This window comes from Bacillus sp. XT-2 (assembly GCF_025696525.1).
GTDB classification, from domain to species: Bacteria; Bacillota; Bacilli; order Bacillales; family Bacillaceae; genus Bacillus; species Bacillus halotolerans.
On sequence record NZ_JAHVOC010000004.1, the window covers coordinates 1 to 21,468 of the forward strand.

At 39.3% G+C, this 21,468-nt stretch carries 27 protein-coding genes and 1 pseudogene; 9 read left to right on the forward strand and 19 right to left on the reverse strand.

Annotated features, from left to right (window positions below):
- Positions 1–127: 127 nt before the first annotated feature.
- Positions 128–445 carry a hypothetical protein gene (locus KXD37_RS11875; protein WP_254518193.1) on the reverse strand — a complete coding sequence of 106 codons (318 nt, stop codon included), beginning with the start codon at positions 443–445 and terminating at the stop codon, positions 128–130.
- A gap of 155 nt (positions 446–600) precedes the next feature.
- On the opposite strand from KXD37_RS11875, the gene KXD37_RS11880 reads away from it, so the two are divergent.
- Together KXD37_RS11880 and KXD37_RS11885 are read left to right on the forward strand one after the other, a co-directional pair.
- On the forward strand, positions 601–909 hold the full coding sequence (locus tag KXD37_RS11880; RefSeq protein ID WP_254518192.1) for a YjdJ family protein: 309 nt from the start codon (positions 601–603) through the stop codon (positions 907–909).
- A 328-nt stretch (positions 910–1,237) separates the two neighbouring features.
- A complete protein-coding gene (locus KXD37_RS11885; RefSeq protein ID WP_024121010.1) occupies positions 1,238–1,432 on the forward strand; it encodes a DUF4177 domain-containing protein in 195 nt (64 codons plus the stop codon).
- Between the two features lie 182 nt (positions 1,433–1,614).
- Here the strand turns inward: KXD37_RS11885 and KXD37_RS11890 are convergent, their stop codons facing one another.
- The 3 genes from KXD37_RS11890 to KXD37_RS11900 all read right to left on the reverse strand — a co-directional run bounded on the left by KXD37_RS11890 (position 1,615) and on the right by KXD37_RS11900 (position 3,640).
- The gene (locus KXD37_RS11890) at positions 1,615–2,382 is read right to left on the reverse strand and encodes a MerR family transcriptional regulator (protein WP_263463544.1); all 768 of its coding nucleotides are present in this window, start codon (positions 2,380–2,382) and stop codon (positions 1,615–1,617) included.
- 125 nt (positions 2,383–2,507) lie between these two features.
- Complete coding sequence (locus KXD37_RS11895; RefSeq protein ID WP_010333841.1) at positions 2,508–2,651, reverse strand: YrzO family protein; 144 nt, start codon at positions 2,649–2,651, stop codon at positions 2,508–2,510.
- A 17-nt stretch (positions 2,652–2,668) separates the two neighbouring features.
- The gene (locus KXD37_RS11900; protein ID WP_106022344.1) at positions 2,669–3,640 is read right to left on the reverse strand and encodes a DMT family transporter; all 972 of its coding nucleotides are present in this window, start codon (positions 3,638–3,640) and stop codon (positions 2,669–2,671) included.
- 128 nt (positions 3,641–3,768) lie between these two features.
- Between KXD37_RS11900 and KXD37_RS11905 the strand changes: the two genes are divergently transcribed.
- Positions 3,769–4,635: a LysR family transcriptional regulator gene (locus KXD37_RS11905; protein WP_101863885.1), complete on the forward strand. Its 867-nt coding sequence runs from the start codon at positions 3,769–3,771 to the stop codon at positions 4,633–4,635.
- 366 nt (positions 4,636–5,001) lie between these two features.
- A complete protein-coding gene (locus KXD37_RS11910) occupies positions 5,002–5,508 on the forward strand; it encodes a GNAT family N-acetyltransferase (RefSeq protein WP_263463545.1) in 507 nt (168 codons plus the stop codon).
- A gap of 51 nt (positions 5,509–5,559) precedes the next feature.
- Here KXD37_RS11910 and KXD37_RS11915 read toward each other — a convergent pair whose 3' ends face one another.
- From KXD37_RS11915 to KXD37_RS11945, 7 genes are all read right to left on the reverse strand, one after another.
- Entirely contained in the window at positions 5,560–6,042 is a 483-nt protein-coding gene (locus KXD37_RS11915) for a YjdF family protein (RefSeq protein WP_106020489.1), read from the reverse strand.
- Positions 6,043–6,393: 351 nt separating this feature from the next.
- Entirely contained in the window at positions 6,394–6,681 is a 288-nt protein-coding gene (locus KXD37_RS11920; RefSeq protein ID WP_263463546.1) for a YozQ family protein, read from the reverse strand.
- A gap of 96 nt (positions 6,682–6,777) precedes the next feature.
- Positions 6,778–6,900: a hypothetical protein gene (locus KXD37_RS11925; protein WP_059292995.1), complete on the reverse strand. Its 123-nt coding sequence runs from the start codon at positions 6,898–6,900 to the stop codon at positions 6,778–6,780.
- A gap of 502 nt (positions 6,901–7,402) precedes the next feature.
- Positions 7,403–8,239: a chitosanase gene (gene csn / locus KXD37_RS11930; RefSeq protein WP_024120999.1), complete on the reverse strand. Its 837-nt coding sequence runs from the start codon at positions 8,237–8,239 to the stop codon at positions 7,403–7,405.
- A 343-nt stretch (positions 8,240–8,582) separates the two neighbouring features.
- Complete coding sequence (locus KXD37_RS11935) at positions 8,583–9,302, reverse strand: NPP1 family protein (protein WP_106020490.1); 720 nt, start codon at positions 9,300–9,302, stop codon at positions 8,583–8,585.
- A gap of 336 nt (positions 9,303–9,638) precedes the next feature.
- Positions 9,639–9,905 (reverse strand): hypothetical protein, encoded by a 267-nt coding sequence (locus tag KXD37_RS11940; RefSeq protein ID WP_024120997.1) that lies wholly within the window; start codon positions 9,903–9,905, stop codon positions 9,639–9,641.
- A 372-nt stretch (positions 9,906–10,277) separates the two neighbouring features.
- Positions 10,278–10,718: a DUF805 domain-containing protein gene (locus KXD37_RS11945; protein WP_263463547.1), complete on the reverse strand. Its 441-nt coding sequence runs from the start codon at positions 10,716–10,718 to the stop codon at positions 10,278–10,280.
- Between the two features lie 266 nt (positions 10,719–10,984).
- Here KXD37_RS11945 and KXD37_RS11950 point away from each other — a divergent pair, with 266 nt between their 5' ends.
- Together KXD37_RS11950 and KXD37_RS11955 are read left to right on the forward strand one after the other, a co-directional pair.
- Positions 10,985–11,380 carry a hypothetical protein gene (locus KXD37_RS11950; RefSeq protein WP_024120994.1) on the forward strand — a complete coding sequence of 132 codons (396 nt, stop codon included), beginning with the start codon at positions 10,985–10,987 and terminating at the stop codon, positions 11,378–11,380.
- Between the two features lie 409 nt (positions 11,381–11,789).
- Positions 11,790–12,062 (forward strand): hypothetical protein, encoded by a 273-nt coding sequence (locus KXD37_RS11955; RefSeq protein WP_127695450.1) that lies wholly within the window; start codon positions 11,790–11,792, stop codon positions 12,060–12,062.
- Positions 12,063–12,419: 357 nt separating this feature from the next.
- Here the strand turns inward: KXD37_RS11955 and KXD37_RS11960 are convergent, their stop codons facing one another.
- The gene (locus KXD37_RS11960) at positions 12,420–12,707 is read right to left on the reverse strand and encodes a putative quinol monooxygenase (protein ID WP_223203927.1); all 288 of its coding nucleotides are present in this window, start codon (positions 12,705–12,707) and stop codon (positions 12,420–12,422) included.
- Positions 12,708–13,116: 409 nt separating this feature from the next.
- On the opposite strand from KXD37_RS11960, the gene KXD37_RS11965 reads away from it, so the two are divergent.
- The 3 genes from KXD37_RS11965 to KXD37_RS11975 all read left to right on the forward strand — a co-directional run bounded on the left by KXD37_RS11965 (position 13,117) and on the right by KXD37_RS11975 (position 15,562).
- Positions 13,117–13,284, forward strand: a complete 168-nt coding sequence (locus KXD37_RS11965) for a hypothetical protein (protein ID WP_263463623.1) — start codon at positions 13,117–13,119, stop codon at positions 13,282–13,284.
- On the forward strand, positions 13,254–14,123 hold the full coding sequence (locus KXD37_RS11970) for a tetratricopeptide repeat protein (protein ID WP_263463548.1): 870 nt from the start codon (positions 13,254–13,256) through the stop codon (positions 14,121–14,123). The genes KXD37_RS11965 and KXD37_RS11970 overlap by 31 nt, the downstream gene beginning before the upstream one ends.
- Before the next feature lie 557 nt (positions 14,124–14,680).
- Positions 14,681–15,562, forward strand: coding sequence for a hypothetical protein (locus tag KXD37_RS11975; protein WP_263463549.1), 882 nt, complete (start codon positions 14,681–14,683; stop codon positions 15,560–15,562).
- Positions 15,563–15,678: 116 nt separating this feature from the next.
- Here KXD37_RS11975 and KXD37_RS11980 read toward each other — a convergent pair whose 3' ends face one another.
- From KXD37_RS11980 to KXD37_RS12010, 7 genes and pseudogenes are all read right to left on the reverse strand, one after another.
- Positions 15,679–15,900: a phage holin gene (locus tag KXD37_RS11980; protein WP_263463550.1), complete on the reverse strand. Its 222-nt coding sequence runs from the start codon at positions 15,898–15,900 to the stop codon at positions 15,679–15,681.
- Positions 15,901–15,918: 18 nt separating this feature from the next.
- Complete coding sequence (locus KXD37_RS11985) at positions 15,919–16,857, reverse strand: N-acetylmuramoyl-L-alanine amidase (RefSeq protein ID WP_263463551.1); 939 nt, start codon at positions 16,855–16,857, stop codon at positions 15,919–15,921.
- Positions 16,858–16,927: 70 nt separating this feature from the next.
- Positions 16,928–17,132: pseudogene (locus KXD37_RS11990) on the reverse strand (BhlA/UviB family holin-like peptide).
- A gap of 2 nt (positions 17,133–17,134) precedes the next feature.
- The gene (locus KXD37_RS11995; RefSeq protein WP_263463552.1) at positions 17,135–17,356 is read right to left on the reverse strand and encodes an XkdX family protein; all 222 of its coding nucleotides are present in this window, start codon (positions 17,354–17,356) and stop codon (positions 17,135–17,137) included.
- Between the two features lies 1 nt (position 17,357).
- Positions 17,358–17,747: a hypothetical protein gene (locus tag KXD37_RS12000; protein WP_263463553.1), complete on the reverse strand. Its 390-nt coding sequence runs from the start codon at positions 17,745–17,747 to the stop codon at positions 17,358–17,360.
- An 11-nt stretch (positions 17,748–17,758) separates the two neighbouring features.
- Positions 17,759–19,540: a BppU family phage baseplate upper protein gene (locus KXD37_RS12005; protein ID WP_263463554.1), complete on the reverse strand. Its 1,782-nt coding sequence runs from the start codon at positions 19,538–19,540 to the stop codon at positions 17,759–17,761.
- A gap of 11 nt (positions 19,541–19,551) precedes the next feature.
- Positions 19,552–21,456 carry a teichoic acid biosynthesis protein gene (locus tag KXD37_RS12010; RefSeq protein ID WP_263463555.1) on the reverse strand — a complete coding sequence of 635 codons (1,905 nt, stop codon included), beginning with the start codon at positions 21,454–21,456 and terminating at the stop codon, positions 19,552–19,554.
- Positions 21,457–21,468 lie beyond the last annotated feature (12 nt).

Genomic DNA, 21,468 nt, shown 5'->3' on the forward strand with positions numbered 1-21,468 from the left:
ACTTCAATCGGATAACTCATTCTTGTTCCCATACAAAAAACACCTCCAAGTCTTTTTTCGGATAACAACTATCCGTTTTCAAACTTGAAGGTGTTTTTTATTTGTCTCATCTTATGGGGTCAGTCCCTTAATGTGACTCTTTTTTGTTTGGGAAAACAGTCTCTAATAGAAATGTCAGGATAATAAACACAGCCGCGCAAATCAAAAATCGGACGATTTCAGTCAAAATCCAGCTATGGGCAATACTCATATCATCGGTTTTCTGGAGGGCTGCACATATTGAAAAAATAGTGAGTATGTATTTTAGGATTTCTTTGTTCATGGACACCATCACTTTCTGGATATGATCACCAATATCCAAAATAACACATAGTTGAGAGCGGCAAAAGCCGAAAGAGCAAAAAAGTACCAGCCCAGCCTGAACTAAAGCTCCAATGAAAGACATACTGGCTCTCCATTCTAAGATATGAAATATTACAGATTGAGATCCTTTCCATTGTCAGCTATCCCAGTCCGGAATAAAGAAAAAATTGTCCAACCACCTACATTATGGTAATATATGATCTGCTTTTCTCATGTTCATTGATTTGGAGGCGTACGATGAAAGGGATTGTTTTAGTTGTTCAGCTTGGATTTTCATTCATGGCTTTTCTGTTTTTAGCCGCTGTCAATTGGTATCAAGGAAGCGAGCTTGTTTCAGATCAATTCGATTGGAATTACACAGCCAAATTTTCAAAGCTCCTTAACGGCATTGACACCATCACAAGCCCCAAACAAATTTCACAGCTGGATTTTTTCATATACTCTGCGAAACACTATCCGGTCATGAATATACTGATGATCTGTTCGTTTTTATATGTGTTATTATCACTTTTTTTGCTGATTCGCGATTGCCACACGGCTCGGTAAAGAATATGTCATTTCCCATGCCCCATTGAAATACCATAAAAGGAGCACCGTTATGATCCTCCCCCTCTTTTTTCTTTAATCGCCAGTTCATCTAAAGGATATGGCAAGGCGTAGCTCGCTCCGCGCACTTGATTGCTAAGCATTCCACGATTAGGTGCACGATTTATATCTTCTCTATATTCGTATGGTCAATCAGAACTGCGTTTATATGATCTGAACTTGAATGTTCTTGTTTCATTGGTAATTTCGGTATGTTCACCTTTTGTTTTTCCATCTTTCGGAACTTTCCTCTCGCTCTTTCGTATAACCTTACAGGAGGTATCACATGATGAAAGAGTATGAATTCGTTAGAGTCGAACTTAGTACCATGAGAAGAAGACCCAAAGAAGACTACCAACAAATCATTCGTGACTATGCTCAAAGAGGATGGAAGTTTATTCAGATTTTCGCCCCTAGTATAGACGGGTATGGAGCAGCTGCTTATTTTGAAATGATATTTGAAAGAGATGTGGAAGATGCTTAGTCTTTATGGCTAAGCATTCTTACCATTGAGTAACTTACATTTATAAATGACAAATCATAAAAAGCTTACAATTAGTAAGCTTTTTTGACCCTTCATGACAAAGAAAGACTCTAGTTTTTTCTATCGTGCTTCAAACTTCGCTTTCGTTTTCGCTCGATAAAGTTCATGCATCAGTTCGATGCTTAATCATTTACTTTCCCAGTATACACATAGATCACCTGTCTTAGAAATTCAGCTAATCCCTCACCATGTTGATCGTAATATCGTTTAAAGCGCTCATCTGATACATACATCTCCCCTAGACCTGCATGAGCTTCTTTGCTGTAGTCGCTCCAATAATATTGAAGCCATTTTTTGTGCAATTCCGCCGCTTTCAAGGCATCTTCACTTTTTGGATCTCCTTCTTCAAATGCTTTTTTAAGTTTTTCAAACATTTCTTTTTCTGTAGCGGTCAGCTCTTCATATTGCTCCTTTGTCATATTCAACACTTTTTGGTTAGTATCTTCCACCGCTTCTTCTCCATACTTTTGGCGTATTTCCGCTCCGTATTTCCTCTCGTTTTTTTCCACAAGCTCTTTTTTAAATCCTTTAAATTTCTCTTCATCTCTCATCTTTTCATTTCTCTCCTCTGCATGAATTGTTTTCTCTACATTTTGGATAAGGCTATCAATCCGGGCTCTTTCTTCTAAAAGCTCTGCATGATGATCCTTTAATGCTTTCTGACGATTAAAAGATGGGGAAAAGATTAATTTTTTTATCTCCTCTAATTGGAAGCCTAACTCTCGATAAAATAAAATGTGCTGTAATTGGTTGACTTCTTTTTCCCCATAAATTCGGTATCCAGATGAATTAATCCGTGCTGGCTGTAAAAGGTTGATCTCATCATAATACCTAAGCGTTCTTGTGCTGACTCCCGCTAATTTGGCTAACTTCTGAACGGTATATTCCATTTCTTCTCCCTCCTTATACAGTAACCGTACACTTTAACGTAACGTGAATGTCAAAGCTTTTTTTAAAAAAAGATCTCCTTGAATGTTTCAAGGAGATGATGTATCTACAACTTGTCATACCCGGATTATCTGGTGTCTTTATTAAGAAGTTCTTTTAAAAGTTGATTGAACTCCTCCTGTTGTTTTATATTTTTGCGGCCATTTCGATTAATGGCTGCTAGTTCGCAGACGATTCCAGCCGAAATAAAAAACAATAAACCTTCAAACATATAGCATCCTCCAACGTTTAAGAGATAGTCAACTGTGTTTGTTCATTTTCTAAAGACCGCTTATCATTTTTATCTTCCTTACGCTGAAAAATGTTATTTAGAATAAGCGCTGTCATGACAAGCAGTGTTCCTGCTACATCAAAAGTGGTGATTTTAGATCCTTGTATCATCATGATTAACAATGTAGTAATGGGAACAAAGTTAATAAATAAAATCCCGTTAATGGGTGATAAAATTTTAACACCATAGTTCCAGCTAAGGAGAGCTACGATACCTGGTAAAGTAATCATAAATATTAAGTCATACTTAATTTCAGCAATCACATTTATACTAGGTATGGACACGTATCCTTGAGCGGTGAGCGCAGCTGTTAGAATACCTGTTACAGCTGTACCGAATAAACACGTCAATGTTGAATAACGCAGCGTAGACCATTCTTGAAATAGCTGTCCCCCCATTGTATAGATTACCCATCCCACAACACCCATTAAAATAAAGGTTAACGAAAACAGATTATCTTTCAATGTATAAAAGAAACTCATATCGCCTTTGGTAATAACGAATGCGGCTCCAAAAAAAGCAATCATAATAGATATAATCTTATATTTTTTCGGTTTCACATGTTTATATCCCCACAGGATAAAAATAGAAATGATTGGCATAAGTGCCTCTGCAATAGACGCAGTCATGATTCCAGACTTCCCCATCAACCTTTGGCCCCAAAAAATAAAAACGTTGTATACAGTAAACGCCATTACACCAAAAAAAATGAGCAATTTTGCTTTACCCTCTAAACGAAATGATCTCTTCCCCTCCCTTACCAATAATAAAATCACTAAGATAACTGCTACCACGCCATATCGAATAGATGAAAAATAAAATGGATCAACAAATGCTAATGCATGATCTGCAACTGGAAACATTGCGCCCCACGACATACTTGCTACTAAACATGTGAGGACACCAATGAATAATTGACCGTTTTTCATTGTAATTCCCCTCCTTTTCTTGTATTGACAATGAGAATTATAAAAAGAAGGATGACATCATGTAAAATGAATAAAAATGATGAAAAACATCATTTATAATGATATTTTAAATGAAGGAGGGATACTAAATGGAACTGCGAGACTTACAAATTTTCCAAAGCGTTGCCCATCACAAAAGTATTACCGGCGCTGCAAAGGAATTAAGCTATGTACAATCCAATGTAACAGCACGTATTAAGCAATTAGAAAACGAACTCAAAACACCTCTTTTCAATCGGCATAAAAAAGGGGTAACATTAAATCCTGAGGGCCGAAAAATGCTTGAATACGTTAACAAAATCTTGAAAGATGTTGAAGAGCTAAAACAAGTCTTTCTTGATAGTGATATCCCCTCTGGAATATTAAAAATCGGTACAGTGGAAACAGTGAGGATACTGCCGACCATCTTAGCCTCCTATTATAAAAAGTATCCAAACGTGGATTTATCATTGCAGGCTGGTTTAACGGAGGAACTTATTGAGAAGGTAACCAACCACGAATTAGACGGGGCTTTTATATCAGGGCCAATTAAGCATTCCATTCTCGAACAATATGATGTCTATACTGAAAAACTTACTCTAGTAACGGCAAATAAAACGTTTCGAATAGAGGATTTTATGACGACGCCGATCCTTGTGTCTAATCAAGGATGCGGATATCGTTCCAGGCTGGAACATTGGCTCAAAGATGAAGGTTTACTGCCAAAAAGAATTTTGGAATTTAACATTCTAGAGACCATTTTAAATAGTGTTGCACTTGGTCTTGGAATCACAGTCGTACCCGAATCTGCCATAACACATCTTTCAGCCGCAGGTAAGGTTTATTGTCACCCGCTGCCTGAGAAATATAGCATGATCTCAACCATCTTTATTCGGCACAAAGACGCTTACATGACAAATTCGATGCGCAGCCTGCTGAAGACGATTAGTGAGCATCAAAGTATGAGTATGTCTTAAGGGAGTCTGCTACTGCTTTGTTCTCACCGCCAAACTTATGCATATTCTTGTTAGCTGCACATATCTTTTCATAATAAAGAGCAGGCCTATCTCTGCCCCCTCTTTACTCCTTATCATCCGTTTATTTAGACCCAGACGGTTATTCTTACCATTTGAAGTCATACTGATTTTTATCAAATTTTTCTGTTACCAAGTTCATGAATTTTTCTGGTGCGGCACATATTACGGATACGTTAAAGAGAGCGAAAATAATGAATATGCATTGTAAAAAAATGATATAGAGGAAAAAATTAATTTTTCGATTCATGGTAAATGAACATCAAAGAATCACATGTATAGATATCAAATAGAAGAGAGGCTAAAGAGATGGTTCTCCTTGAAACGGATCGGTTACTATTAAAAACGATTGATGTTAACCTTCTAGACGCTGCATCTAAACTGGATCATCAGGCTATTATAGACCTGGGCTATAAAACAAATGGGGAATGGCCAAACTCCGATTTTTTTGAAGCAATTCCTTATTTCCGCGAGATTTTAATGAAAAATAAAGGAACAAGAGGATTTGATTCATGGATCATTTTAAAGAAGGATGATTATGAAATTGTCGGAGGAACTGGGTTTTTAGGTGACCCTGATACGGATGGCATGGTTGAAATCGGTTTTGCAACAAATAAAAGTCACCGCCGTAAAGGTTATTGTTTTGAGGCTGCTCAAAAGTTAATAAACTGGGCATTAAGCGAAGAGAATGTTAACTGTATTGCGGCAAGATGTGAACATGGCAATATGGGATCACAGCATATTTTGAAGAAGTTAGGGTTTAAACTGGACCGTGAAGAAAAAGACTTTATCCATTGGAGATACGCTAAAGTGTAAAAACATATTCTTCACTTATAAGAAAGCAGGCTCTATGCCTGCTTTTTCAAGCTATTTTCCTCTATGCTTTTTTTTAGCTTTTTGCTTTCTGATGAGATACTTTTGTTCTTTTATTTTTTCTCTTTGTTCTTTCGTTATTTGTTTTTTCTTTTGCTTCTTCGCTTCCAACTCTTGTTTCATCGCATCCTGTGCCTTTAAGGATGCTCCGGCACGTTTCAATTCCTTCGAAACCTGACGTTGCAATCTTTTCGGATTTATCTTTTTCTGATCTTGGGCCTTTACACTAACTCCTTCCTGCTCAGACTGGGACAGAGTCTTTAAGAGTTGTCTATTAACAAAATCTAATACTTCAGAATCCTTCGGCTCTTTTCCAAACAAATGCTGAGAGGCCTTTAGTTTTCCGTTTTTCACAACCTCAATAACTCCTACCCAAAACTGACCATTGTAGTAAATCGTTAATTTCATAACGATTCCCCCCTCTTTAAAATGATGAAAGAATGACGGACATCCCGAGGAGGGGAAGGTTACTGACATGATAAAAATGCATTCGGACTACCAACCGAATCGTGTTTTTTCATTCTTCCGCTTAAATTTTATCAATTTTTCCCTTTAGAGAAAAGATATTAAAGAATAAGTCATGCATCAGCTTGAACCTTTTTTCTCTTTTCAAAATCAAGGAATCCAAAGAAGACTGAAAAAAATTAAATAGAATTGCATTCTCTTCTTTCAATAGAATATCAAGCTACGGTTTCCTTTTGTTTCGCAAAAGCGAGGATCCCATTATTTGCATGCCCCTTTATGAAAGCAGCTTCTGCCGAACCAGTTTCATCTTTGTACTGAAAACGGAACTAACTCAAGTTCATTCGAGTCAGCTCCGCTTGATTATTAGTCCAAGTTTTGGTCGATGGTTCCCTCAAAATAGTCATCACTGACTTGTTCATGCGTTTCAGCCAAACCCTGTTCCAATTGTGTGGTTCCTTTGTAATCTGACGGTTCAAAATATCTTCCTGCGACATCCATATTTTCGTTTGCTTCTTCTTTGTTATTGGTTTGTTCGTTCTTACCTAATGTCTCTGACTTAGGATGGCCATTTTGATTAAAATCAAAGTCCTTGTCAATTTCAGAAAATCTTTTATAATCATCAGGTCTGTCTGCTCCATTTTTTTGAGTCACATATCCACTCCCATTCCTTATCAATCAATATGACAGGCCAAAAACAATTGGCAATTGGCCCAGATCTTGATATCAGGCTTTCCATTGAAACAAAACTTATTTGGTCCTCTTTGAACCTGTGCCATGTTTTTTAGGGTCATCTGCCTTGAATGCTGTTTCAGTCTCATGATCATTTCTTATTTGTTCAATACTTGAATTTTGAATCCCTTTTTTAGTCATGCTTTCACCTCTTTTCTGAAAACATTGGAATATCAGCTTCACCCTTATTCTGTCTTTTGAGCAGGCATTCATTCACCCCTTTTGACCAATAACAAAAAAATCATTCGTCATTAGTTCTGTATCTGCCAAACCATAATTTATCTTTCAGTCAACACAATAAGTTTAAAGAATGTAATATGACAGAAACTGTTCCCTTTACTGTAAGAAAAACACTCTTTATTTAGAGGATCAGCCAGCATGAAAACAAGTCTAGAATTATGTATTAAGCCTAATTGCTGATGTGACTGCCGTTGGATCGGATACATTCATGCTAGTGAATCGAATCTGGTTTTTTTCATTGAATCGGAAAAGCAGATTAGATTGAAATAAGCCCTTCTCTCTGAGAAAGGCTAAGTAATGGTAATGACATTTACACAATCGGTTCATACGTTAACCACCGCCATATAATGAGGGCGGCGGGTGTATTCGCAAAGGGTGCAGCCGGTTTCTTTACACTCGCTGCTTATTTGATTACGAAATCACCGTATTCTGCTGAATGGATATTGATCGGTCCGTTCAGATTGTAGTTGTTCGACTTGGCGATAGAGCGAAGCACATCCACACGGGCAACCGATTCTCTCCACTCATCACGGGTGTCCGGATCTGCTGGATTCATCAGATCGTCATAGCGCACGTCCAGAAATTTATTTAACCATTTCTTCTCATCTATTCCGTCTTTAGGTGAGCCGCCCGCCTTTTTGTTCGTGCGTTTGATCAAGGCATAAAAAGAGTCAGGGTCATCACCATCGCCATGCTGAATAACTGTATCGTACATCACAGCTTTTGCCAGTGCCGTTTTCAATCCGGCATTCTCTGATCGTTTCATGGCAGGCTGATAATACAAGCGATCATTTACCTTGTCTTGGGCAGCACGGAAATCTTTATCATTTCCAAGCGAACGCCAGGCAGAAGCAAATCCCTTGAGGTTGCTTATGTCATCGCTTTCTTCTTCGGCCAGACGGCGCAATTCAGGCAGGTACTTTTTCAGTTTGTTATTCGGTACTGCCTTTGTGTATACTTCAACTACTTCCAATGCATCCCCGGTAGCCGTTGTAAAGCCTGCCCGGCCGCATGTATAGCCTCTTCCATCCCCCAAGGGTTCCACATATCCGTATTGGATTTCCGTCGTGCCGTTTTCAAAGATACTGGTCAGCTGTTCCGCCCGGCGCTTTTGATCCTTGTTCAGTCCGGCCGCAAAAACCGTATCACTCATCATCAGGGTAAAAAACATGGTAAAAATAAATGATGAAATCGCTGCCTTCTTCCAGAAACCTGCTTTTTTCTCCAAACTGATTTTCATTCTATTACCCCTTTCTACATATTGTAATTACGGACTCAGTATACATGAAGGGGTTGCCCTTTTGTTGAAAATACATCGATTTGTCAATTTTTTGAATCTTAATTACTACTCTTAATGGTAAATAGATTGCGGGTCTCATTTAAAAGACAGACATCATTTACACCACAGAGAGATTCTTGAGAGAAAAGGCTTTCCGACAAGGACTTCTCTTATTATCATTCGTTCCATTTTTAAAAGTAATCATTGCCAATCAGCTATCGTAGAAACTGTAACTAATAGGAATTCATGTAAGTCAAAAAAAGAATCCTTCTTTGTAAGGACTCTTCCCAATACCAAGATGTTTTTATTTAAACCATGCTTTCTTTAAATTGCTGGTAAAGTTATTATCATTAAAAGGAACATTTGCTTTACCGAAATCTGTTGTATGTAATGCATTCCTTGCGGCAGGAGTTAAATCATCCCATCCGATTAACGGTTGAGTTCCGCCTACTACATCATCGCTCATAAGTAATTCATGGTTCAGCGGCCAAGTGCTGTCATATGCAATCAAAGGATGATTATCTCTCATGTTGCTTCCACTTGGTGCTGCATTTGTGAATTTTCCGTGTCCGGAATATGCAATGGATAAAACTTTTGGATGTTGATTTGCTGGATTATCAATCCATACAACGATTCCTTCCCAGTCATGTCTGTGACCTAATTTTGGAGAGGCTTCATCTTTTGGAAAATACCAGGAATACATAATTGCCCAAACACCATTGTACCAAGCAGAACGCGAATATACTTGTCCAGTATTTTTGCTGCAATGTCCTTCAGGCGCTCCAGTAGGCTCTAAACCTCCACTTGTATTGCCTTGTGCATCGACTGCAGGAAAAGGCACGCACCCGCTATAAACCTTCAAATATGGCTGAAAACGTTTCGCCGCTTTTTGAGTAACAGTGGCAGGCGCTGCCTCTTTAAAACCGACAACCTTGTCATGATCGATTACTGCTGCATTTGCTGTTGAAACAATGCTGACAGAAGTGAAAACGGATAAAAAGAGAGCCAAGAAAAATTTGTTCATGATTCCAACTCCTTTTGACAATATAGACAATTATTAGTTATCAAAAATTCGAGTTGAAATCAATGTCATTTTTACAAACTTCACACATTTTGTTTCTAAAGTATTATTTGAATTTTTCTTATGTTTTAAATTCGGTAAATCATATTCATTTCAAAAACGTGTCACAAACACACAATAAGCCCCATCCACTAAGGACAGAGCTTTTTGTCATTTTAGAACCTTTCAAGCACGTTTTTCGTCTGTAGCACCGCCAGCAGAAAGCATCAGAAAAGAATACTAAAACTTCTTTGCACGAAGTGTCGGTTCTTCTGCAAACAATGATGATGTGCTGTTTCCTTACTCATCTTTTTTATCTTTATCGGCATCTTCATTATCCTCAACCGGATCTTCGGGATCAGTCTCATTATCTTTTTCATCATCTTTATTGATCGTATCGTCCTCATCAACACCCGGCGCATTGTTACCATTATTATCTTGATCGTTCTCCTCAACATCTGGAGTATTGTTATCTTGATCATTATTATTTTGATCATTATTACAGCCCATTAATATAAAAGTGGATAGACATAACGCAGTTATTATTTGCAACCATTTTTTACTCATTTCCACCCTCCTCTCTTCTTTTTAATCCATATAAGTTTGTCCATTAAGTTCACTTTGATTCGTTCCATTCTAAATGTCTTCTTGATCAGCATATTAATTCAATCCTTTGCGAAAACTATAAACAAAGGTGCTTAGGATGTGGTTAAGAAGAAAAATAAATAACTATTCAAAATGCAGTTAACCACGTTAAATCAAATAATGTAAGATCATTCATGCCGATATCCTGCAGCACAATATTCTCTAAGGTTGATTTATTCCTCCCTCTTTGGTGAAGTTGTTCTCTATCTTGAATATGTAGTTTCCTTATGAGTTTTTCAGGCTATAAAAAACACCCCAATCGCTAAACTCATTGTCTAACAATTGGGGCGCAATTTACGATTCATTTATAATCTTAGGATTTGCTCCATATTGATTCTCTATTGTTTCACTATCTTGGCAGTTAAAGATCAGCATAATAATAGGACCGACCACCGGAATAAAGCCTATAAATATCCACCAGCCACTTTTGCCGATATCATGCAATCTGCGGATACTGAGAGCAAGAGACGGAAGAAAAACAGCTAACTGATAAAGAAAGATCAGAATATATGCCAGTAATCCCCCGCCATATCCAATTATATATCCTACTTGAGAACTGGCATATCCTTCTGCCGCCAATGGGCCTGATGTAAATAATCCAACTAGTATTAATGATAGCAGTAATAAAATAAAACAAATGATGCCATTAAAGAGATGAAACATCCAATATTCCTTTCGCCGAGCTCTCCCTTCAAAATTGACATAGTTCTTTAAGCCATTCCAATACCATTTCATATAGTTTCCTCCATTACCAACACTATAGATTACTGCAAAACATATCCATTATATCATAAAAATGATTTGGCTATAAAACTAGTCAATGGCAAAAAGACCTCATAGAACTTGCTATACAAAAAATGAAGGCAGTCGTAAAACAAAAATGGACAAGCTGATTGTCCTCACTCCTTTAGTTCCATTCTTAGTCAACTGACAACAAAACAGGAATTAACGAAATACGCCAACATACACTTTGTATGAATGTAAACGAAGGAGTGGTTACTTTGTATCATTACTTTTATGTTCCTGTGTTAATTCCTCACTTACCACCTGCTCATCACACGCAAAGAAATCAAGACTTTTCAGAAAGACAGCGAAGAAGAGAAATCACATTGAATGTAGATGGTTTTATACCGCCATCTTCCACCGAGGATCTCGGAGACGGCTTTTATTCTTACGCATGGACTAACCAACAGGTCATAGATCCCGGTGAATACCTTGTTTGTTATCTTGAAGGAAGAGATATAAAGGTAATAAATGGCGGGTTTACTCCACGTGATTATGCTCCAATGTATGCAATAGGCAGTTTTCCGAGGAGAAGAAACCAGTGGGTGATTACGATTCATAATCCTCTTCAAACCCAAAGAGCCATATCACTTTATCTCATTGCGAAAAGATAACACAAAACAAAAACGGCAGGAACGCCTTTATCAGCGTTTCCTGCCGTTTTTCTGTATGATTCCGCCTGGGTTCGAACCAGTGGCCTCTCCCCTGTCAAGGAGGAAGGGACTATATGCCGATACGAACTTACGTATTATTTTAATAACCATATTTTATAGGGTTTTCTAACAAGAATTTCTGATAAAAAACCTTTTGTTTTGACTAAAAAGTTTGTCCCCTATTCGTCCCCATCTGTTCCCAAATGGCATTACAACATACTTCGTCTATTCACTGTGATCGAATCCTTTCACCTAACTTATATTTGGTTATCAGAAACAGCCCTATTAATAAATTATTAGTGAATTTGGCCATACCATATCATATAAACTTCATATATTAATATTGATTAAAATAATAGGAGGGCTTAAATTGGGTTATTATAAAAAATATAAAGAAGAGTATTACACTTGGAAAAAAACTTATTACAAAAAGTATTATGACCACGATAAGAAGCATTATGATTGCGACAAAAAGTATTATGACTGCGATAAGAAGCATTATGATTGCGACAATAAGTATTATGATTTTGATCATAACAAGAAGTATTATGATGATGATCACGATTATCATTACGATAAAAAGTATTATGATGACGATGATCATTATTATGATTTTGTCGAATCGTATAAAAAACATCACTAAATCTCTTAAGCATCTATAAAAGTTTCTGCTTTATATCAAGTGATGCGAAAATAGAAAAGCTCCCTATTGTGTGGGAGCTTTTCTTAGAAAATTGAGATTTTATGTTCCTATCCAGGTTCAAATTAAACACCGCTGAACTTTTCAATGATTTTGACCCTAAAAAGAGACAGGATCAATGAATTTCTAAGCCGAAAAATCAAGTTTGCCCTTTTATTTCAAAGCCTATTGAATTGTACATCTGATGACTTCTGAATGAAAATAATGATTGTTGGCAGAATTGGACAACAATCCGCCAACACTTTACTACTTAATTACAGGTGGTTGATTCTTAACCATTGAATGTTTTTAAGGAACCTTTTACTCATTCACATTGCTTTTCATTAACCATTCTACTTCCGTTAATTCTTGTTTTTGAACGTCTTTTGTGTGTTTTTTCGTGAAATGTTCTTTAACAGCTTCTTCGTTTTCCCAAATCTCCCAAAGCATTATTTTGCGTTCTGATGGTTCAAGCGGATATGCATGGAATGTAATACACCCTTCTTCTTTGTTTGTTTCTTCCTCAAGTTTTTTAAATTCCTTCATTATTTCATTAAGGTCTTTATCACTGATGATTTTTAAGCATGCAGTTATGTAATGCACCGAAATTCCTCCTCACATCATTTTATGACTTTTCATTATAACATTTTCTTGAAAAATGTAGATGTCATTTATAAATCATTAAACGACATCGATAGCCTTTTAGACCAATTTTCTATAAATTCTAAAGCAAGCTAAAGGGTCGATATCAGACGATATGGTCCTCATTTATGTTTATTCCGACCCTTTTCAGTCTAAATAGAGGGACTTTTCAAAAAAATACTCTATTAGAGGGGGTCCTTAGTGGTATAATATTAAATATATGTAAAGAAAAGGAGGTATTTGATTGCCTGTTTCGGATTTAATCCCATATCATTATGTAACTACAGACATTAATCATTGGTATGTTGTAATAAAGTAGGGTCGAGTTGAGAAAGCAAAAGAAATGAAAAGAAAAGTTGAAAAAGAATTCGATATGATGGAGAAAGATGAAAAGGTTGCAGTCTATCTTCAGCTATTAAAGCTACGGCACGAAATAATGCTGTCGTATCTCGAACCTGACTCTGTTAAAAATATAGATGGTGTTTATCTGCTCTTAAAAAGACAAGGGAGAATATGGCCCCTGAATCCCTTACGAATACAATAGAGTTCTATTATAATTTTTTTACCGGTATGTATCATTTCAGAACAAGAGATTTAGTTATTGCCTTAACATATTATCGCGAAGCTGAAAACGCAAATACAGATAATGCCGAGTTCTATTTTAAAGTATCAGAGGTCTATTACTATATGAAAGAGACTCATTTCTCAATGAATTATGCTCAGCGAGCATATTCTATATTTAAAGAGCAAAAAGATGCTCAGGGTAACCTTACATATGGCAAAGAAATGGTCCAATGTCAGTTTGTTGTCTTTGGGAACTGGCTAGATAAAATGTGTTATGAGGATGCTTTAGAAACAGCTGAAAAAGCCTTAAATGATGCTATAAAAATAGGGGAGCAACATTTAATTGGTTCAGCTCATTTTAACGTGGGATTATGTTATAATAGCCTTGAAGAACTTGACAATTCTGAGAAACATTTTCAAATTGCCTATGAAATTCATAAGGATCGAAAACACATTTATGAGTCCAAAGCGATTTTTAATCTGGCATATGTCAAAGCAAAGAAAAATGATTTAAAGACTGCATTAGAATTATACCAGGAAGGTCAGAAGGTTGCTGCCCGACACAATAACCAGGAAGTAACCGAGAAATTAAAACTGATTAAAGGTCTTTATTTATCATTCGACTTACAAACACTTAGAGAAGTGTTCAAGTTCTTCGAAGAGAAAAACCTTTACGGTGATATGGAAGAATACGCTGTTGCTGTTGCTGATTTTTTGACCAACAAAGAAGACAGACATGATGCGGTCGATTTTTATCAAATGGCAATTGAAGCACGCAAACAAATTCAAAGGGGGAAACATTTAAATGAAAAAATGTAAAATTGCAATTTGTTTAGCGCTCTTGCTTGGCGTTGTTGGAGTATCTAGCGCTTCATACGCTCTTTCTGAGCAGTCCACTTATAAGGTCGCAGATAGAGCAGCAACTTAATATGAAATCTAAGAAATAACCCCATTTTGGACTTTACAAATGGGGTTTTTACTTTATCTTCTCAACTCAATTTTTATTCTTGGGTTTTCATTTAAATCATATTCTGCATTAATAAAACCGACAACCCCTATAAAAAGTAAAAAACCCTTGCTGCGCAAGGGTTTAAGCTATGATTCCGACTGGGCTCGAACCAGCGACCTCTACCCTGTCAAGGTATCCGCAAGTGATCCGATAAGTCAATCGGTAAGTCAAACGTTGGTATATCAGCGTTAAGTCATGCGACTTTACATTGAACGTCCTTATTCTGTTAATTCCGATTATAGACTATAGCGCTACTACCCGCAAGTAATATTAATCACTAGAATAACAAAAAAAACGCAGAGAATAACAATTATCCATCCTAAATTAGTGATATAATTATTATAAATTGCCAAAAGGGGGATATTTTATGAGTAATCTAGTACTTGATTTACAAAAAGAAGCGCAAGACTCCAGTAATTCTTTAACAGATCTTCTTAGAAAAGCTTATATAGTTGCTAAAAAACTTAAAATAACAGAGTTTCAAAAACAAATAGAGTCTGAAATAAATGGTTATAAAGAAAATGAAGAGATACCTCCTTATAGAGAAATAACTGGCCAATTAAAAGCTAGAAATAACTATGGTTGGGTAACAGTTGCTTTAGATGACGATTTTTCATTTATAAATACTTTCTATCTAAATCAGTCTATATCTGAACTAGAAGCATTAAGTCAAAATCCTAACTTATCACGTTTAATTCCCGGCCCCCTACAACTACAGTTAGCTAATTTCACTGGTCACGAAACTGAATACCAAATACACTTTAACTCCACTCAAATCCAAAAGATCTTGAATAAAGTTAGGAATATTATTTTAGAGTGGGCCTTAGAACTTGAGGAAAGGGGCATATTGGGAGAAGGTTTTAGCTTTAATAATGATGAAAAGGAAAAAGCAGAAGAGATTCGATATGAGATCAACTATTTTGGAGATATAAACTCATCTCAGTTTCAGCATCACACAATAAATTCTAATCAAAGCATGACATCATCAGATACATTTAATATAAATAATGTTAGAGAATTTATTGCAATGCTAAAAGATGCATTGCCTAATATAGGAACTGATGACTTTGACCATTCGCAACTCAATAATAGTATTGAGGATATTGAAAAAGAGGTTAATTCCGACAAACCCAAAAGCTCAAAAATTAGAGAAGGTTTAAAATCAATTAGAAACATTCTTGAAGGTGTTACTGGCAGTTTTATTGCAACAGGCATAATAACTGAAATCGGAAAATTACTAGGCGAATAAGGGGAATACTGCTACTTATCTTTATAAACACTTTTATAGAAAATTATTTGATTAAGCCGAGTATCTAACATTCGGCTTAATCAAATTTTACGAAAATCAACCGAGTTTTTTTACATTTACTCGCCTTTTGTGCGCGTAGTCTTCGTTACTTTATTGTCTTTCCAGTACGCCCATAGCGAAGTAGCCCCGAGGAACACTAACGAAATAAAGTCTTGCACGCCGGCTTCGTCGACCGGAATCGGACTATGCCCCGTCATTGTTAATCCGCTATTTACAAGTGCAACCAAAAGAAGCACGAATCGAGCGACCGTGCCTGCGCTAATTTTCTCCGTATTCATATTATCGTCTCCCTTTCGTTATTTTACTGTTGCGCCCGTTGATTTCGCAGCGTAGATATTTACTTTTCCGAACTGATCCGTCTTGATTGTATAGACATCCGTTTGCGGGTTCGCAAAGATTTCGTATTTCAGACCGCCGAATTTCTTAGGACGCAATGAGCCACATTCGTTTCCTTTAACTGGCGCTTTATTAGTCGGATAGATGCGCCATGAATCGGCAGAGGCCGGAAGGTATACGTATTTCTTACCGCTGGATGACGGTTTAGAAGAACCGCCTTTAAGCTTGAGCACCTGACCAACGGAGATTTTATTCGCGTTCTTGATACCGTTGTACGACTGAAGCTTCGCCATACTTACGCCTGTTTTCTCCGCGATTTCGAAAAGCGTGTCGCCCTTCTTAACGGTATAGGTAGACCCGGAAGCTTTAGGCGCTGAAGCAGCCGGTTTAGACGTTTTGCCGCCGAGTGCTTTAAGCTCTGCCGCGATTGCCGCTCTTACCGATTCCCAACGTCCTTCAGCGAGCACGCGATGCGGACAATATTTACCGGACCAATCCTGGTGCTTACGTACGCGATCAACGCCCCAACCGCGCTCTTTTAATAATTGCGCGATAAATTTAATCGCCAGTTTCTCGGCCGCTTTATACTTAGCGCCGCCTGACTTCGAATAACAGACCTCTACGCCGATGGACGTACGGTTGCCGGAATTTGCTCCGTTACCATCTCCGCAGTGAAATGCGTTTCGATCCGTCGGAATGCCTTGTACGACTTCCTTATCGTCCACCGCGAAATGATAAGATACTTCGTCGTTGTTTCCGATCATGTACCGAATCTCTGCGTCCGCTGAAGCGTCGTTCGCCGTATTGTGGAACGTAATGTACTTCGCATCCATTGAATACGGACACTTAACGGAATACTTACTTGCTGCGACCAGATTCTTACGTACTGAAATCGCCATTTTATCGTCTCCTTTCGAAATTAAAAAAGCCCGCCGGGACTCTCACCTGACGGGCGTACGCGTTTATTGTCTATTCTCTTCCACGAAATTTCTCTTCGAGTCGATCGATCTTATCGATGATAACGTCATACTTATCGCTAAACTTATCGAGTAGATCCTGTAGCCGTGATTCGCGTTCACGGTTCGACTTCATGACGTAAATTAAAAGCCACGTAAAAAAGGACCGCGAAGGGCCCTTGCGTTAGAAAATATTTGATTACGTCCAATTCGCCCATCGTTACGCCTCCTGCTCGCCTGTTTCTACGTTAGTCCCAGAAGGGACTTCGTTGGGGGTGTCATCGACCGGTGTTTCCTCGGCGAATGGCTTGCCGGTAATTTCCGTGAACTGAGCCTCCGTAATGCAACCAAACTCAACGAATAGCCTAACGTCGTCATCCGTATAACAATCGCGATCAAAAAACCACTTAATATCTGCCATTTCCGGGTAAGCAACCGTCATATTAATTAGCCCCTTTCAAAGTGTTAATATCTGATTGTAATTGCGCCAGTAATAGAGTCATTTCCGCCTCTCGCTGTCTGCGTTCTTCGTTTTCTTTATTAACCGCAGCCAATTGCATCGTCAACTTTGCGTTTTGCTGTACAAGTAAATCAACCGGAGAAGTTTCGGAAGGTACAGATGTAAGGATCGCGTCGATCTCTTCTTGCGTTGCTGATTCCGTCCACTCCCGCGTCTCTGTGTTAAATTTCGGTTTAAATAGAGAAGGCGAGTCCGGCGGAGCGACTTCGGTACAAAACCCGGGAATTACGTAATTTCCTGCGTCATCTTTTTCGTGAATGATTACAGGCTCGATAAACACTAAATTTTCGTCATACTTATAAACTTGGATCATTATTAGCCTCCTTAAGCTAACGGAATTACGGCGTCCATATAATAGCCCGTAACCCCGGCATCATTATTCGAATGAATTCCGGTCAACTTCATATCTCCGTTCGCGTAAATAAGCAACTTACTATAACCTGTCGTACCGGAAACTGGAACCATCGCGACGGCACCGTTTGGCGGCATTCTGTCGGACGGTATAGTTCCGCAAACAACTTCACGAGTTGCAGTGATATGTCCGCGCAGCAGAAGCAGATTACCCCATTTCGCATACTGAAATGCTCGTTCATTCGTAGCTGCACCGTTTTTCAGCGTTACGTTCTGCCAGTTCGCAGCCTCAAAGTCTTCGTTCGTAATTAGTCGCTTCCACGTCTTCCAGCCGTTGCTGTTCGTAACGCGCCAAGTTGAACCATCGTTGCCCATCGCTAGGACTTCGCCGATGTTATCTTGCCCGATCTGAAGGCCGCGGAATGAGCTAGTGACAGGCGGTTGATTAGTGGTTGTACTGTTCGAGTAAAATGTTGTTGTTTTCTTCGTCGCCAGTTCCGTAAATAAGTCTTTATCAGCAAGCCCATAAAGTTGTGTACCGGTGTCTGACGTTAGTTTATAAATCTGACTTCCGTTCCATTTATCCTTATCAGCCTGGACGACGTGTCTTACGCTGTTGTAGTTATGCGCGTTAAAATCCGCTAAAGAAGCCTGTTGCACGTTATCGACTTTATCTAGTCCGATCTGTGCTTTCGTTACACCGTGCGGGTTATCCGTTCTAGTTGCGTGAGCATCGACTTTCGCCTGAGCTCCTGCCGAATACTCCAACTCGATCCAAGGCGTCCAGTTCTCGGTTCCGCTAACCTTGTTTCGCATGAACTTTCGTCTAGTATCCGGAATCGAGGTAGTTACGCCACTGTATGCCGTGAACTCTTGATACGGGTATGTTCCGTAATTATAGACAAGTAGATAACCGTTGCTATTGACCGGCGCGTTTAGCGCAGTAGATACCGAGGATATATAATAAAAGCCCGTTTCAGTTATCGTATTGAAGTCCGGTGCCGAAAGGTACTTAGTCAGCCCGTTGTCCTGCGTAAGTTTCGCCAATTGTGCACCGTTCCATTTTGATCTCTCGTCGGTTGTGACATGCTTGGTCCCGTCGTTCGCGTGAAGATCAAACTCGGTCTTTGTCGCCTGCTTATCGTTTGTTACGTTACCGAGGCCGACTTGCGATTTCGTTACTTGGTGTGGGTTTGCTTTATTGCCGGCGTGAGTATCGAGATTAGCTTGAACCGCATCGGCTTTCGCTTGTGCTCCGGCCTTTGTTTCTACGTTATCAAGATCCGCAAACTTTACTTGTAGGTCTGCGACGATGGCTTCGACTTCTTCTTTTAGGTCCTCGAATTGCTCAATATAATACTCGGCTGAAGGCGCGATATTTGAGTCTATTAAGTCCTGGGTAATCTCGAAGGTAAAACGCACAACTGCGAGAGACTGACCGTTATTGTAATAAAGATTAAGCGCTGCCGTTACCTTTCCATAGTGTTTAATTTCGTCGCGAGTTAATACGTATTCGGCTTGGCCGGCAAGTTTATCGACAATAGTTACGTCTTTTATAAATCGGCTGCCATCCGCCATCACCATAACGAGCTTCCCTGTTACGGCAGACAACGGTAAAGGGACGCCGTCTTTGAACAAATAAAAGCTCAATTTCGCCGTCCCTACGTCTTGCGTACTGAAACGTATATTCGTTGTTTTATAGTCGCCTAGATTAGTCGTGACCGAGGCGCTTACATTTGCATCTTTATATACCACCGTATCCCTCCTTAATTTAACGGGTAGCAGATATTCACATACGTATAGGTTACGGAATCAATGTTATTGACCGCGAACCCGAGCCCCGCTACTTCTCCGTTACTTCTTACCGCGACTTTTCGATCGCCCGTGGTCCCGCCGACCTGACATCCTTGGTACCAACTGCTGCTACTCGGACGTGCTTCAGATGGCAAAGTCGCGAAAACTACGCCGTCTGTTTTTGGGATATTTACCCGGCCGCGAATATAACCCATTCCGCCATTTACTGCGTACTGTAGCTTATTATTAGAATCCGGATTAGACGCGCCGTTCTTAAGAGGTAAGTTAGTCCACGATAACTTCTGACTCGTCATCACCTCAATCCATTTACCACCCACGCCGGCATTCGTTACCACCCGCGTATATATCTTCGTGTCCCGTCCGGTAGAGTTTCGCGTGAGTGTCTGTATAACTGTTCCAGAAGAATCGGCCGGCATAACGTTCAGCCACCAACCGGCGTCGCCAGGGCTCGGATGATCTGTCAGGGTTTTTGTTTCCGCTGTTTTCATGTAGTAATAACCGACTTGTCTGAAGGTGCTTAGGCTCGTAAGACCGTCCGGCAGGTTCTTCGATGATCCGTTGTTTTTCGATAGCGCATAGCCTTGATAGCCTGCCGATAAATCAGTTGCAAACTTTGCCGCATTCTCTTTCGAATGGTACGCATAGACTTTCGCGATTCGTTTGCCGACTGTTCCCGTTACGACTCCAGCAAAGAGCGATTTTTTGCCCGTAATCGGATCTTTGTATAAATAGATTGATTCAGGCTCGCGGAAGTCGCCTTCGTAGCTACCGTCCGCATCACGACCAAAATCGCACGTAATCCGTTTCTTAAGTGCGCCGTCCTTAAAGCTGAACTGCACTAACTCGGAAGGGTACGATTGACTGTTCGTATCGCCTGTATACCAATACGCATCATAACCGTCGATCGTAAACCCTTGTAAATACGTCAGGTCTGTCGGAACTATAATCGTACCGAGCTTTTTGTCTACGCCCTTCTTAACGTCTGAGAGGTTTCGGAGCTCTAACGTACTGCTGTCGTTGTCTCCTTTAATTCGAAACGCGATTAATCCGTTTTTCTGATCGATTACCGGGATTGTGTACTTATCGTTAAATTTGTTATAACGCGTGATGCTCCCGTTTGCTCCCGTTAAAGTAGCACCTGCACTATACGGAAATCTTACGAGGTCGTGACTCACAACTTTTCCACTCGAATCGACTACGTCATAGTTCGACCATATATATAACTTCGAACCTTCCCGCTCCAAGCCGATCGTCGTTCCGTGGCCGCCATTTACGATCTTCATACTATCGAGCATAACTCCGTTCTGATTCATGCGTGTGATAGTAAAACTTTCGATCCCGGCCGCCGCAGCCCCATAAGATACCTGAGTCGCATAAATATCGCCCGTTTCTTCGTCGATTACGAAGCATTGTAGTACCGTTGGATCTTTGAGATTAAGAGTCGTGTGGTACACCGGCGGTACTGTCGTATAATCGAACGTTGTTTCCTGCTGAATTATCGAATTTAGATTCTCGACAACCGTTTCGTTCGCATTCAATCGGTCGCGCAGCATAGGGTAAATGGTACCTTTCTTATCTACCCGCGAATCCACGACCTCTTTTACATTAGTGCCGTCTGTCTCTAAGACGAGATTACGAATCCGCGCCTTTGCGATCTCGATTTCCTGTGAAACACTTAATCCGTCACCGTGCGCGATCTGTGAAGATTTATGTGCTTTCGAAGCTTTAGCATGAGCATTTAGCGCATTATATGAGCCGCGAATATCGTCCGCAATGTCCGAAAGGTTTTGATTGTGACTATTTCTAAAAGTCCGATCCCATGTGGAACCGGCTTTTCTGTACGGATATTTCGGCATTTTATTCCTCCT

Bases quoted from the DNA above. Each gene is read 5' to 3' on its own strand.
- KXD37_RS11875 (WP_254518193.1), bottom strand. From the start codon at position 445: ATGTCTTTCATTGGAGCTTTAGTTCAGGCTGGGCTGGTACTTTTTTGC.
- KXD37_RS11880 (WP_254518192.1), top strand. From the start codon at position 601: ATGAAAGGGATTGTTTTAGTTGTTCAGCTTGGATTTTCATTCATGGCT.
- KXD37_RS11885 (WP_024121010.1), top strand. From the start codon at position 1,238: ATGAAAGAGTATGAATTCGTTAGAGTCGAACTTAGTACCATGAGAAGA.
- KXD37_RS11890 (WP_263463544.1), bottom strand. From the start codon at position 2,382: ATGGAATATACCGTTCAGAAGTTAGCCAAATTAGCGGGAGTCAGCACA.
- KXD37_RS11895 (WP_010333841.1), bottom strand. From the start codon at position 2,651: ATGTTTGAAGGTTTATTGTTTTTTATTTCGGCTGGAATCGTCTGCGAA.
- KXD37_RS11900 (WP_106022344.1), bottom strand. From the start codon at position 3,640: ATGAAAAACGGTCAATTATTCATTGGTGTCCTCACATGTTTAGTAGCA.
- KXD37_RS11905 (WP_101863885.1), top strand. From the start codon at position 3,769: ATGGAACTGCGAGACTTACAAATTTTCCAAAGCGTTGCCCATCACAAA.
- KXD37_RS11910 (WP_263463545.1), top strand. From the start codon at position 5,002: ATGGTTCTCCTTGAAACGGATCGGTTACTATTAAAAACGATTGATGTT.
- KXD37_RS11915 (WP_106020489.1), bottom strand. From the start codon at position 6,042: ATGTCAGTAACCTTCCCCTCCTCGGGATGTCCGTCATTCTTTCATCAT.
- KXD37_RS11925 (WP_059292995.1), bottom strand. From the start codon at position 6,900: ATGACTAAAAAAGGGATTCAAAATTCAAGTATTGAACAAATAAGAAAT.
- csn (WP_024120999.1), bottom strand. From the start codon at position 8,239: ATGAAAATCAGTTTGGAGAAAAAAGCAGGTTTCTGGAAGAAGGCAGCG.
- KXD37_RS11935 (WP_106020490.1), bottom strand. From the start codon at position 9,302: ATGAACAAATTTTTCTTGGCTCTCTTTTTATCCGTTTTCACTTCTGTC.
- KXD37_RS11940 (WP_024120997.1), bottom strand. From the start codon at position 9,905: ATGAGTAAAAAATGGTTGCAAATAATAACTGCGTTATGTCTATCCACT.
- KXD37_RS11945 (WP_263463547.1), bottom strand. From the start codon at position 10,718: ATGAAATGGTATTGGAATGGCTTAAAGAACTATGTCAATTTTGAAGGG.
- KXD37_RS11965 (WP_263463623.1), top strand. From the start codon at position 13,117: ATGGAGAAAGATGAAAAGGTTGCAGTCTATCTTCAGCTATTAAAGCTA.
- KXD37_RS11970 (WP_263463548.1), top strand. From the start codon at position 13,254: ATGGCCCCTGAATCCCTTACGAATACAATAGAGTTCTATTATAATTTT.
- KXD37_RS11975 (WP_263463549.1), top strand. From the start codon at position 14,681: ATGAGTAATCTAGTACTTGATTTACAAAAAGAAGCGCAAGACTCCAGT.
- KXD37_RS11980 (WP_263463550.1), bottom strand. From the start codon at position 15,900: ATGAATACGGAGAAAATTAGCGCAGGCACGGTCGCTCGATTCGTGCTT.
- KXD37_RS11985 (WP_263463551.1), bottom strand. From the start codon at position 16,857: ATGGCGATTTCAGTACGTAAGAATCTGGTCGCAGCAAGTAAGTATTCC.
- KXD37_RS11995 (WP_263463552.1), bottom strand. From the start codon at position 17,356: ATGACGGTTGCTTACCCGGAAATGGCAGATATTAAGTGGTTTTTTGAT.
- KXD37_RS12000 (WP_263463553.1), bottom strand. From the start codon at position 17,747: ATGATCCAAGTTTATAAGTATGACGAAAATTTAGTGTTTATCGAGCCT.
- KXD37_RS12010 (WP_263463555.1), bottom strand. From the start codon at position 21,456: ATGCCGAAATATCCGTACAGAAAAGCCGGTTCCACATGGGATCGGACT.